This window comes from Desulforamulus putei DSM 12395, assembly GCF_900129195.1.
GTDB classification, from domain to species: Bacteria; Bacillota; Desulfotomaculia; order Desulfotomaculales; family Desulfotomaculaceae; genus Desulfotomaculum; species Desulfotomaculum putei.
The window spans coordinates 16,129-28,388 of the sequence record NZ_FQUY01000003.1 but is presented as its reverse complement, the minus strand read 5'-3'; the positions used below and the strand labels follow the sequence as shown (position 1 = coordinate 28,388).

At 51.7% G+C, this 12,260-nt stretch carries 12 protein-coding genes; 3 read left to right on the top strand and 9 right to left on the bottom strand.

What is annotated here, in order from left to right:
• Positions 1–11 precede the first annotated feature (11 nt).
• Together BUB67_RS03310 and recJ are read right to left on the bottom strand one after the other, a co-directional pair.
• Positions 12–530 (bottom strand): adenine phosphoribosyltransferase, encoded by a 519-nt coding sequence (locus BUB67_RS03310; protein ID WP_073235729.1) that lies wholly within the window; start codon positions 528–530, stop codon positions 12–14.
• 12 nt (positions 531–542) lie between these two features.
• Positions 543–3,203 (bottom strand): single-stranded-DNA-specific exonuclease RecJ, encoded by a 2,661-nt coding sequence (gene recJ, locus BUB67_RS03305; protein WP_073235726.1) that lies wholly within the window; start codon positions 3,201–3,203, stop codon positions 543–545.
• Between the two features lie 200 nt (positions 3,204–3,403).
• On the opposite strand from recJ, the gene BUB67_RS03300 reads away from it, so the two are divergent.
• Positions 3,404–3,679: a transcriptional regulator gene (locus BUB67_RS03300; RefSeq protein WP_073235724.1), complete on the top strand. Its 276-nt coding sequence runs from the start codon at positions 3,404–3,406 to the stop codon at positions 3,677–3,679.
• 119 nt (positions 3,680–3,798) lie between these two features.
• On the opposite strand, the gene BUB67_RS03295 is transcribed toward BUB67_RS03300, so the two are convergent.
• The 3 genes from BUB67_RS03295 to BUB67_RS03285 all read right to left on the bottom strand — a co-directional run bounded on the left by BUB67_RS03295 (position 3,799) and on the right by BUB67_RS03285 (position 6,074).
• The gene (locus BUB67_RS03295) at positions 3,799–4,521 is read right to left on the bottom strand and encodes an amino acid ABC transporter ATP-binding protein (protein WP_073235721.1); all 723 of its coding nucleotides are present in this window, start codon (positions 4,519–4,521) and stop codon (positions 3,799–3,801) included.
• The gene (locus tag BUB67_RS03290; RefSeq protein WP_073235718.1) at positions 4,508–5,173 is read right to left on the bottom strand and encodes an amino acid ABC transporter permease; all 666 of its coding nucleotides are present in this window, start codon (positions 5,171–5,173) and stop codon (positions 4,508–4,510) included. Before BUB67_RS03290 ends, BUB67_RS03295 begins: the two co-directional genes overlap by 14 nt.
• A gap of 97 nt (positions 5,174–5,270) precedes the next feature.
• On the bottom strand, positions 5,271–6,074 hold the full coding sequence (locus BUB67_RS03285) for a basic amino acid ABC transporter substrate-binding protein (RefSeq protein ID WP_073235714.1): 804 nt from the start codon (positions 6,072–6,074) through the stop codon (positions 5,271–5,273).
• Positions 6,075–6,321: 247 nt separating this feature from the next.
• On the opposite strand from BUB67_RS03285, the gene BUB67_RS03280 reads away from it, so the two are divergent.
• Positions 6,322–7,218: a DMT family transporter gene (locus BUB67_RS03280; RefSeq protein ID WP_073235711.1), complete on the top strand. Its 897-nt coding sequence runs from the start codon at positions 6,322–6,324 to the stop codon at positions 7,216–7,218.
• 215 nt (positions 7,219–7,433) lie between these two features.
• Positions 7,434–7,835, top strand: a complete 402-nt coding sequence (locus BUB67_RS03275) for a hypothetical protein (RefSeq protein WP_073235709.1) — start codon at positions 7,434–7,436, stop codon at positions 7,833–7,835.
• Between the two features lie 45 nt (positions 7,836–7,880).
• On the opposite strand, the gene BUB67_RS03270 is transcribed toward BUB67_RS03275, so the two are convergent.
• The 4 genes from BUB67_RS03270 to gcvH form a co-directional block, all read right to left on the bottom strand.
• Complete coding sequence (locus tag BUB67_RS03270) at positions 7,881–8,852, bottom strand: cation diffusion facilitator family transporter (protein ID WP_238456943.1); 972 nt, start codon at positions 8,850–8,852, stop codon at positions 7,881–7,883.
• 207 nt (positions 8,853–9,059) lie between these two features.
• On the bottom strand, positions 9,060–10,514 hold the full coding sequence (gene gcvPB, locus BUB67_RS03265; RefSeq protein ID WP_073235704.1) for an aminomethyl-transferring glycine dehydrogenase subunit GcvPB: 1,455 nt from the start codon (positions 10,512–10,514) through the stop codon (positions 9,060–9,062).
• Positions 10,511–11,851, bottom strand: a complete 1,341-nt coding sequence (gene gcvPA / locus BUB67_RS03260; RefSeq protein ID WP_073235700.1) for an aminomethyl-transferring glycine dehydrogenase subunit GcvPA — start codon at positions 11,849–11,851, stop codon at positions 10,511–10,513. Before gcvPA ends, gcvPB begins: the two co-directional genes overlap by 4 nt.
• Before the next feature lie 21 nt (positions 11,852–11,872).
• The gene (gcvH, locus tag BUB67_RS03255) at positions 11,873–12,259 is read right to left on the bottom strand and encodes a glycine cleavage system protein GcvH (protein ID WP_073235697.1); all 387 of its coding nucleotides are present in this window, start codon (positions 12,257–12,259) and stop codon (positions 11,873–11,875) included.
• Position 12,260: the final 1 nt, after the last annotated feature.

Genomic DNA, 12,260 nt, shown 5'->3' with positions numbered 1-12,260 from the left:
ACTAAATTAATCTATGCTTCCAACTGCAGCAAAGTGACAACGGGATAGCCGCTGAGTTTTTCCCTGCCGTCCAGTCCCAGCAATTCAATCAGGAACGCAACGCCGGCAACCTCTCCACCGGACTTTTTTACCAACTCCACAGCTGCTGCAACCGTGCCGCCGGTAGCCAGTACATCGTCTACCAAAAGCACCTTCTGCCCCGGCTGAATAGCCCCTTCATGGACTTCCAGGGCATCCGACCCGTATTCCAACTCATAGCTGTGGCAAACGGTCTTGCCCGGCAGTTTACCCGGTTTTCTAAGCAGCACCACCCCTTTGCCCATGGCATAGGCCAGCGGCGCACCCAGTACGAACCCTCTGGCTTCCGGACAGGCAATGACATCCACAGCCAAACCTTTGCATAACTCCACCAGTTCGTCCACAGCCTGTCTAAAGGCTCCGGCGTCCTGCAGCAAGGTGGTAATGTCCCTGAAATTAATGCCGGGTTTGGGGAAATCCTTAATTAATCTTACTTTACTGGCTAAGTCCATTGCTTCTCCTCCTCAAAAGCTGCTGTTGAACAGCTGCAATAATTGTTCCCCGGTGGCCGACAGGTAGTGCCGCTGGAAACGCAGGCACTCTTCTTTGGTATGTAGGGCCCGGTGATAGGTTTGCGAATTTTTCAAATCGGAACGCACGTTTAGATTTATTTTAAAGAAATAAGTATTTCCCTGTTTACTGTAGTCTATAAGTCCCAGTTCCCGGAAAACAGTTAGACCGATCTCTATGGCAAGGTCGGCAGCCCGAGGATAAAAACCTTTTAAACATTGACGCAAATCTTGTTTGCCGGCTTGTCCTTTGCCCTGGTGATCAATCTTCAATCTTAAGAATTTAAACAATGCTGCCAGGGCTTCCCGGTCCGGCGCCATTGCCTGGATATGCTCCCGGGCCTCCAGTGCCTGGGCCTTTCCCCCCAGTAAGACCACCTTCCGGGTCCGCCAGTTGGCAATATGGCATTCTCCGGGATGGAAGGGTAAGTGAAAGAATATCATTTGGTCAAAATGAACCCCGTTAAAAGGTGCAAATGTGGTTGCAACCACCACTTTCACCCGGTTTGCCCGTAAATGGTCCGCCATTTTTTGCACTGCGGCGTCCTCCATAAGAGGGTGATAGACCAGCACTTCCCGGCGCCAGGGATATTCCCTAGTACATAGAAAAGCTGCCACTTGGATGGCCTGGGCAACACTCTCTACCATTACCAGGCTGGAGTTGTCGCGGTCAATTATTTGCAGAAGCTGGGCTAGCCGGTCCGGGCAGTCTCTGAAATCTTCCAGTTCTATATCGGTGTGGTTAAAACTTTGGCCGGGCTTATTGTTTGTATTGCCCCAGCACCATTGCAATATCCCCAAGGGGATCAGGCCCTCCGTAACTTTTTCTTCCGGTAGGTACAGAGCCTTCCTTAAAAACTCCTGCATTCCCTCCGAGGCCCCTAAACCATCCTCCCGGGGGGTAACTTCCCCTGCCTCTTTAAACTCCTTTACTTCCAGTTGCACAGAGGAACGGCCGTTCCAAAAGTTGATGGAAGGAACAAAGGCCATATCCACAGTATCGCCGGTGGCCAGCATTTCGCTGTAAGAGGCCAGGTTAAAGCCAATGCCGTCCAGAATCACCTGGTCTTCCCGCACCTTTATTTTTAAGTGACTGCCGTTTTTCCCCACTTCCCGGCAATGAAGCACCGTAGCCTGGCAGCATCCCAGGATGGGCCCGGGGTTGCAGTGCCCAAAGGGTGAAAGCTGATCCAGTTCCTGTACGGTATCCAGGGATAACTCGGTGAGATTCACCAGCGCATCCAGGTCCAGGTTCGGGGTTAAATGTTCCTCGGTTAAAATTTCATCGGCCAGTTTGTTGACAGCCCTGCGAAAGTCCATAATTTTATCCTCATGGATGCTGAAACCTGCAGCCATGGCGTGCCCGCCAAACTGCTCCAAATGTTCTTGGCAGCTAACCATAGCCTGATACAAATGAAAGCCCGGTATACTTCTGGCGGAACCTTTTCCTTTGCCCTCTTCGAGGCTGATCATGAAAACCGGACGGTAAAAGCGGTCCACCAGCCGGGAGGCCACGATGCCAATAACCCCGGGATGCCAGTTGGTGGACGCCAAAACCAGCACCTTTTCTTCCGCCATGGCCGGGTCTGCTTCCACCAGGGCCAGGGCCTCTGCCAGGACCTTTGACTCTACCTGTTGTCTTTCCTGGTTTCCTCGGTTTAAAGCCTCAGCCATGTGCTCTGCCTTTAAGGGATCGGTGGCCAGCAGGAGTTCCACCCCCAAAGCGGCATCCCCCATTCTGCCCGCCGCATTCAACCTGGGGGCCAGAGCAAAACCCAGTTCACGGGTTCCCAGACTTTCATTTTTAACGCCGCTGACCTTGATCAAGGCCTGCAGACCGGGGCGGTCGGTACGAGCGATTCTGTTTAACCCGTGCTTAACCAGAATGCGGTTCTCCCCCTGGAGGGGAACAATGTCCGCCACGGTGCCAAGGCAAACCAAATCCAGATATTCTTCCCACTCTCCCTGTCCCAGCCCGGCCCGTTCAAAGATGCCTTGAATTAACTTCAGAGCAACGCCCACCCCGGCCAATTCCTTAAAGGGATAGGTACAATCCGGCCTTTTGGGATCTAAAACCGCCATGGCTGCGGGTAACTGCTCCGGCGGTTCATGATGGTCGGTAATGATGACATCCAGCCCCAATTCTTTGGCTGTCTCAACTTCAGCGGCGCCGCTGATGCCACAGTCTACCGTGACCAGCAGGGCAACCCCTTGCTCCACTGCTCTTTCCAGCGCCTCCTTGTTGAGGCCGTATCCCTCTTCCAACCGGTGCGGTATAAAATAATCAACCCGGCAGCCCAGTTTGCGCAGTGCTAAAACCAGTACGGTCGTTCCGGTAATACCGTCCACATCATAATCGCCGTAAACCAGAATTTGTTCACCCTTTTGTCTGGCCTGGAGGATGCGTTCTACGGCTTTTTCCATATCTTTCATCAGCCAGGGACTAAAAAGCCTGTCCAATTCACTGCCTAAAAAAGCCCTGGCCTGATCCACTGTATATATTCCGCGGTTAATTAGCAACTGAGCAAGGATTTTTGAAATCCCTACTTCTGTGGCAAGGATTTGCCGCAAGGCGGCATGAGGCGCTTTGACACGCCATTTCTTTTGTCTTCTCATTCTGTCCCCCGGCAAATTCGATAAAGTATAGTATAAATTATAAATCAGTCACCCCCCCAGGTAAAGAAAAACACCTTTTCCGTTAGTTTTGCTATTTTATAATAAAATTTTTCTAAACTAACGAATAAATCAATGGAATTCGGTCAATAATTTGTTTTAGAAGAATATTAACTAGCTTTTTAGTAAGGGGGTTGCAAAGCATGACAGAACTTACCATGAAACAATATTTTAAGGAAGTGAACAACAGGCTGCCTGTGGAAGCGGAAAGAGTCCTCAGGGCGCTCATTGATGAGGGGAAGATGAATAAAGAAGAATTGTCCTTAACCGCAAAGGTTAAGCGGGCCGTGTTGGACCACGTCGTGATGCAGCTGTTCGCCCTCGGGCTGGTGGAAGTCACTTCCGAAGGCAAGAGCAAAATTTGCTCCTTAACCAAATTAGGGGAAGACTACCTCCAATTGATGAAGGAAGCCATTTGAGATGTGAGAAGTGAGAGGTTAGAGGTGAGAAACTGATAAACCAGGGCTAACTTAACTCACACTCAGTAAAACTGAATAGTAAGTACAGACCCCACCTTCCGGTGGGGTCCCTGTTTTGTTTATAGAATTTTATTTAAGAAAGATCTGGTGCGCTCGTTTTGCGGGTTGCCAAAGATTTGCTCGGGAGTGCCTTCTTCGATCACTTTTCCTTCGTCAATAAACAGCACCCGATCGCCCACTTCACGGGCAAAGCCCATTTCATGGGTTACCACCACCATGGTCATGCCGTCCCGGGCCAGGTCTTTCATAACGGCCAGAACCTCTCCCACCATTTCCGGGTCCAGGGCGGAGGTAGGCTCATCAAACAGCATCACCTTGGGCTTCATGGCCAGGGCTCTGGCAATGGCCACCCTTTGTTGCTGGCCACCGGATAACTGGTCCGGATAAGAAGACTCTTTATCCTGCAATCCTACCTTGCCCAGTAAATCCCTGGCAATAGCAATAGCCTCGTTTTCTGTGAGTCCCTTTACCTTTATGGGGGCCAGTGTAATATTCTCCAACGCAGTCTTATGGGGGAACAGGTTAAAACGCTGGAACACCATCCCCACATTCTGGCGGATTTTATTGATATCGGAGGTCTTGTCCGTCAAACACATGCCGTCAATAATAATTTCCCCGGAGGTGGGTTCCTCCAGTAGATTCAAGCAGCGCAGGAAGGTACTTTTACCGGAACCGGAGGGGCCGATAATGACCACCACTTCCTGTTCCTTTACATGTAAATCAATACCCCGGAGGACCTCAAGATGACCAAAGCTTTTGTGCACGTTTTTAGCTACGATCACCGGCCTGCAGCCTCCTTTCCATACGGTTCACAAAGAATTCGGAAATGAGCACCGTCAAAACAATATAGAAGATGGCAACCAGGAACCAAATCTGAAAGGCATTGTATGTGGTAGAAACAATAAGTTGTCCCGACCGTGCCAACTCCACCAGGCCAATGACCGACACCAGGGAGGTATCTTTCAACATAGCGATAAATTCATTGCCTAGGGGAGGAATAACCCGCTTAAAGGCCTGGGGCAAAATGACGTAACGCATGGCCTGTGTATGGGTCATCCCCAGGGAACGTGCGGCCTCCATTTGCCCCCGCTCAATGGACTGGATACCGGCCCGGAAAATTTCTGCGCAATAAGCGCCACTGTTCAAGCTTAGTACGGCTACCGAAGACCAAAATTTATCAACAGAATGACCCAGCACCTGAGAAAGACCGAAATAAATCAAGAAAATTTGTACTAACAAAGGGGAACCCCGGAAGAACTCCACATAAACCACCGAAGGAATTTTAATCAGTGGAATCCGGCTCATTTTACCCAACCCGACAAACAGACCGATAATAGAACCAAAAAAAACTGCCAAAACAGTAAGCTGAATCGTTAGTTTTAAACCTACCATCAATACCGGTAGAGCATCTTTCCAAATTTGTAAGAGTTCCATACCTTCACCTACCTAATTGACTAGTCACACAAAATATGCGTAACATTAACTGTTACGCATACTCTATTGTACAGGATATCCTTTTGTCAGTCGACTATTATTTTGGTTCTTCGCCAAACCACTTCTTGTAAATTTCGGCATACTTGCCGTTCTCTTTTAATTTTTTGAGAGCGGCGTTAATCTTTTCCAGGGTCTCGGTCTTGCCCTTGGGTACAGCAATGCCGTATTCTTCAGCGGAGAGAATTTCACCAACCAGTTTCACATCGTTGTTACCCTGTTGAATGAAGTAAGCGCTTACAGGATAGTCGTTAATCACCGCATCCACGCCGCCGTTTTTCAGTTCCAGCAGGGCCTGGTCGGTGTTGGTAAAGTAAGTGATCTTATCCTTGTCAGTGGCCTTTTCAGCCTGCATAGCGCCGGTGGTACCGCTTTGTACAGCAATCTTTTTACCTTTCAGGTCATTAAAACCTTTAATATCATTGTTTTTGGCTTGAACGGCTACAATCAGACCGGACTTGTAATAGGGCTCGCTGAAGTCTACTACTTTTGCACGTTCAGGGGTAATAGTCATAGCCGAAATGGCGGCATCAATTTGATTGGCCTGCAGAGCGGCAATTAAACCGTCAAAGGCCATACTTTGGAAATCCAGTTCGTAACCGGCTTCATCAGCGATGGCTTGAATTAAGTCCACGTCAAAGCCGATATATTTGCCGGTTTTAGGATCGGTAAATTCAAAGGGTGCAAAGGTGGTGTCGGATCCGACCACTAACTTGGGTTTAGCATCCGTTTTTGCGGGTTCCTTGGCTTGTTCTTTTGGCTGGCTGCCTCCGCAACCCACTGCGCTGACTACCAGGGCCAGCGCCATTACTGCCAGCATGGCAAATTTGAAAACCTTTCTCACCGAAACGCCTCCTTAAAAGTATTAAAGAATATAATTCCGCACCCCAGGTGCAAAAACTGCGACAGGGAATAAATACTTGCTGCAATTCATAAAAATGAATTCTCCTTCTTTTTGCAAATTCCTTCTTAACGTAAAGCTAAAATTCTAGAAATTATGATAAGATATGGTGTCTAAATTGACAGGCCAGGTTTTCGGTGAGAAAATATACAGGAATGTTCGCTGTCGGACGGAGGTGGGTTTGGGAGATATGTCGAAAATAAAGCAGCTGCAAGCTGATCTTGCTTTACTGGCGGTTACCTTTGTCTGGGGTGTCACCTTTGTGGTGGTTCAAGACGCCCTTTCCGGCATCGGACCCTATTATTTTATAAGCATCCGTTTCGCCATTGCCTTTGCCTTTCTGGGGCTCATTTACCGTAAGAGGTTTGCCCGTTTGGACATGGAAACCTTAAAGGCGGGTTTTATAATCGGCGCCGTTTTGTTTGCCGGCTATGCCTTTCAAACAGTGGGTTTAAAATATACCACCGCTTCCAACGCAGGGTTTATTACAGGATTGGCGGTGGTGCTGGTACCTCTTATTTCATCCGTAACTACAAAAAAACTGCCGGGTCCTGCCGCTCTGTTGGGAGTAACCAGCGCCACGGTGGGTCTGGCCCTGCTCTCCCTGGGCGATAACCTGACGGTGAATTTCGGAGATGTGCTGACTTTCTTCTGTGCCTTATCCTATGCCGGACATATTATCCTGGTGGGCCGGTACGCTCCCCGGCATGACCCGGTCCTGCTGGCCATCCTGCAAATCGGCGTGGTGGCGGTCATTAGCATGGGGTGCGGGGCCCTTTGGGAAACCATGCCCGGTCATTTTACCAGACCGGTCTGGACGGGACTCTTCATTACAGCCATCCCCGCCACCGCCCTGGCCTTTTTAATACAAAACTCGGTACAGAGATTTACCTCCCCCACCCATACCGCCATCATCTTTATCATGGAGCCGGTCTTCGCGGCGGCAACCGGCTGGCTGGTGGCGGGGGAAATCCTCACTGCCCGCCAGTGGGTGGGCTGCCTGTTGATTTTGGCAGGTATGCTGGTGGCCGAACTTAAAGATAGTCTGGTTACGGAAACACAGGTAAAGGAAGCCAAAGGAACCTGACCCGGCGGGAGACGGTACAACACATACCGTCTCTCTTTTGGTTTGCAGATAAATTTTTAAGTGTATTTTTTTGATACAATTGTTCCGTTTTAGAACGCGAAAACACCCGGGTTTGTCTCCCTTCGTTTCATTGCTGCCCTGCGAAAGCTGGCACATCTTTTGCGTAATCATTTGTTCAAAAAAGCACCATGCGCATCATGAAGGGAGTAACGATCATGGGGAAATTATACTTCGGCGGGCCCCTCAGTGTCATTAAAGATATTATCACCATGGGCTTTCAGCCTGGACAGATCTTGAGACATCATTTATTGGATGCAATGCTGGACGCCCGTAATGCCGTTGGTTTAAACCGCCGTTTCAGACCGGCAGTCTTAGTGCTGGAAAGGCCGGGCAACCTGCAGGTCCTTCATCAAAACAGTAATGCGGACATAACGGTGCTTGCTAATTTTTTACCCATGGCCTCAGAAATATTGTTGGTAAAAATTGATTTTAGCGCCCCCAGGTTGGTTCGAGCTGCCGGGACCATCTCTCCCCTTACCCTGTTTGATATGGGAAGCCACAGAAAACATTCCTCCTGCAAGAGAGTTGCCCGGGTAAAGAGGGTGATATCAACTTAACACAGAACACAGAATGCATGAAAGCCGTGGCAAACCACGGCTTGGTTATTTTTTATCCGCTATGGGACAGCGCCCCTGCGGGCAGCTGTCCTCCTTATCACAGGACGCTGCAGGACAACTTCCGTCAATACTGCAGGGTGCTGCAGAGCAATTAGCCTCCAGGGGCTCCTCCGCTTTCTCACAGGGCTCACAGTGGATCAATACTTGCACCTCGGGTAACGCCTCTTCGATTTCCTGCTCGATGCAATCACACAACATGTGAGCGGTCCCCACCGGCAGGTGCCTGGGAACCACCAGGTGCAGGTCCACATAACGATAAGGCCCCGATTTACGGGTTCGCAAACCATGGTACTCCAGGAATTGGTCCGCGTGCCTCAACAGCACCCGCCTGATAGCTTCCTCCTCCTCTGAGGGCAAACTAACATCCAGCATAACCCCCATGGACTCCCGGATCAAATCAAACCCGGCTTTCACAATGAGAAGGCCCACGGCGATCCCGATAATGGGGTCGAGAATGGTATAGCCCGTCAGATAAATGGCCCCCAGTCCGAAAAAGACACCCAGGGATGTGTAAACATCCGTCCGCAGGTGCCAGCCGTCCGCCGTTAGGGCCGGTGAGTCGGTTTCTTTGCCGACTCGTATCAGCTTTCGGGAAATAAGAAAGTTTACCGCCGCCGAGATGATCATGACCGCCGCGCCCCAGCCCAGGGCCTCGATTTCGCTGCCGCCGTGTAAAATCTTGGGTACCGCCTGGACAAAGATGCCGATGGCAGCAGCCAGGATCAACAGGGCCTCGATGATACCGGCCAGGTTCTCAAATTTGCCGTGGCCGTACGGATGGTTTTCATCCGCCGGTTTACCGGACTGCCGTACGGCCATAAAGGCGATTAAAGAAGCTATCAAATCCAGACCGGAGTGGACAGCTTCAGAAATGACTCCCACCGATCCCATGCTCAACCCCACCAGCAGTTTGCCAATGGTTAAACAGGTATTGGAAAGGATCGAAAGACGCGCCATTTTCAATTTTTTATCCAGTACGTGTACGTTTCCCACCGGTAGCCCCCCAGTCATAACAAAACCCGGGAGACCTCATCTTTTGAGGGTCAGATGAAGTCCCACGGGTGAATCCGCTGCCTAAACAGGCCCGGCCTTTTTACAATGGCCTGACGGTTACATTATATCACAGCCCAAATATGAAAAGCAACCTGCTGCCTGTCTCAAAATTTACTCAGGAAACCAGCCCAGCACCGGCTTGCGGGCGGCGGCGACCTCATCCAACCTGCGCACGGGGGTGGTATAGGGCGCGTTCTTCAGTGTCTCGGGATTTTCCCTGGCCTCCTCCAAAACCTTGATCAGGCTGTCTGCAAACCGATCCAGGGTCTCTTTACTTTCTGTTTCCGTGGGTTCAATCATGATGGCTTCCTCGACAATGAGCGGGAAGTAAACGGTGGGAGGATGATACCCGTAGTCCAACAGCCTTTTGGCAATGTCCAGGGTTTTGATGCCACGCTCCTTACACTCCCTGGGGGGTGAGGCCACAAACTCGTGCATGCAAACCCGCCGGTAAGGGATCCTTAAGTGGTTGGACAACCGCTTCATTAAATAGTTGGCATTGAGTACCGCAAATTCCGATACCTGCTTTAATCCCCGGCCGCCCAGGGCCCGCAGGTAGGTATAGGCCTTTACCACCACACCAAAATTACCATAAAAGGCTTTTACCCTGCCGATGGACTGTGGACGCTTGTAATCCAGCAGGTAGCTGTCGCCCTGTTTAATGACAACCGGTTTGGGCAAAAAGGGCTCCAACTCTGCCTTGACCCCTACGGGTCCGGCGCCCGGTCCCCCGCCGCCGTGGGGAGTGCCGAAGGTTTTATGCAAATTCAAGTGCACCACATCAAAACCCATATCGCCGGGTCGGGCATATCCCATAATGGCGTTCAGGTTGGCTCCGTCGTAATATAAAAGGCCTCCGGCCCGGTGAACCAGGTCGGCAATCTCTATGATATGGTCTTCAAACAGTCCCAGGGTGCTGGGATTGGTCAGCATCAGCGCCGCCACATCCGGCCCCAACACCTGCTTTAACGCTGCCAGGTCCACGCCGCCCCGCTCATCGGACTTCACTTCCACCACCTGGAAGCCGCAGAGGGTAGCGGTGGCCGGGTTGGTGCCGTGGGCAGAATCCGGTACAATCACCTTGGTCCGGCCGGTCTCCCCTTTGCTTTCCAGGTAGGCCTTGATCATCAGCATGCCGGTCATCTCACCGTGGGCGCCGGCGGCAGGCTGCAACGTAAAGGCGTCCATGCCGGTAATTTCGGCTAAATCCTGCTGGGTCTCATACATCAAACGCAGGGCGCCCTGGCTCAGTTCCGCCGGCTGGTAGGGGTGTAAATTGGCGAAACCGTTTAAAGCCGCGGCATCCTCCGCCACCTTTGGGTTATATTTCATGGTGCAGGAGCCCAGGGGATAGAACCCCACATCCACACCAAAATTCATGCGGGAAAGTCTTACATAGTGCCGTACCGCATCCAATTCACCCACCTCCGGCAGCGGTGGGGACTGTTCTCTCAAATATTCCCGGGGCAGCAATTCATGAAGGGCTGTTGCCGGGACATCACCGGCGGGAAATTCCACACCACGGCGCCCGGGCGAGCCCAGTTCAAAGATCAGTTTTTCCGTCATGACATGGCCCCCAATCGATCCGCCAGCAGGTCGATTTCCCGCCGGCTTCTTTTCTCGGTGACACAGAACAGCATGTGCCCGGCCAGTTCGGGGTAATAGCGCCCCAAATCCAGCCCCCCCAGGATGTTATGTTTTAGCAGCTCTCTGTTAATGATCTCCGGCGCTACCTTCGTTTCAATCACAAACTCTTTAAATACCGGGGACTGCCAGGGCAGCCGGTAGCCGGGTAACTTTGCCAGCAGGTTTCTGGCATAGGCTGTTTTTTGAAGGCATAGTTCAGCCACCTGCCGCAAGCCGTGCCTGCCCACCAGACTTAAATACACCGTAGCCGCCAGGGCGCACAGGGCCTGGTTGGAGCAAATGTTGGAAGTGGCCTTATCCCGGCGGATATGCTGTTCCCGGGCCTGCAGGGTCAGCACATAGGCCCGGCGGCCATCCACATCCGTTGTTTGACCCACAATTCTGCCAGGCATTTTTCTCAGGAATTTTTCCCGGCAGGCCAGGAAGCCCAGGTAGGGCCCGCCGTAGGACAGGGGGATCCCCAAGGGCTGTCCCTCCCCTACCACAATGTCCGCCCCGCACTGACCCGGCGACTTTAACATGCCCAGGGCGATGGGGTCGGCGCAGACCACCAGCAGGGCTCCCACCGAGTGAGCTGCCTCCGCCAGCTTCCTCAAGTCCTCAATGCAGCCAAAAAAGTTGGGATACTGCACCAGCAGCGCAGCGGTGTTTTGATCTAACAAACCGGCGGCATCCTCGGCCCGGGTCAGCCCCTCCCGGTAAGGCGCTTCACTGATTTTGATGCCGGGTCCATACAGGTACGTCCTTACCACTTCCCGGTATTCCGGGTGGACAGTCCTTGCCACCACCACACGGTCCCGCCTGGTGGAAGCACAGGCCATCAAGGCTGCCTCGGCCAGAGCGCTGGCGCCGTCGTACATGGAGGCGTTGGCCACATCCATGCCGGTGAGGAGACAGATCATACTTTGATACTCAAAGATGGATTGCAGTACACCCTGGCTGATTTCGGGCTGGTAAGGGGTATAGGCCGTATAAAATTCCGACCTGGACAAAATATGTTTTACGGCGCTGGGCACGTAATGATCATAGGCGCCGGCGCCCAAAAAGCAAATGGTTTTGTCCACCCCTGTGTTGACTTCGGCCAAAGAAGCCATGTGGCGGGACAGTTCCATTTCCGATAAACCGCCATCCACCTGAAGCTCCCGGTTGAGCCGGACCTCCCGGGGAATCCCTTCAAACAACCGGTCGGTGTTTTCAATCCCTAACAAGTTAAGCATTTGCCGGCGTTCTTCTTCCGTATGAGGAATGAATCGCAAAATACCTACCTTCTTTCCTCGTTATGCTTGTTCTTCCACCATTGCTTTGTATTGTTCGGCACTTAGTAAATTCTCTAACTGGGACGGGTCGGACATTTCCACCACAATCATCCATCCCTTGCCATAGGGATCTTGATTAATGACTTCCGGTGCATCCACCGGTTCATTGTTCACCTCTACCACCTCACCGCTGACCGGGGCATACAGGTCACTGGCGGTCTTTACGGATTCCACCACACCGAAGGGTTCTTCCGCTTCTACGGTATCCCCCACGGAGGGAAGTTCCACAAACACGATGTCCCCCATGGACTCCTGGGCAAAGTCGGTAATGCCGATAATGGCACGATTGCCTTCAACCCTTACCCATTCATGTTCTCTGCTGTACTTTAATTCAACCGGTACGTTCATT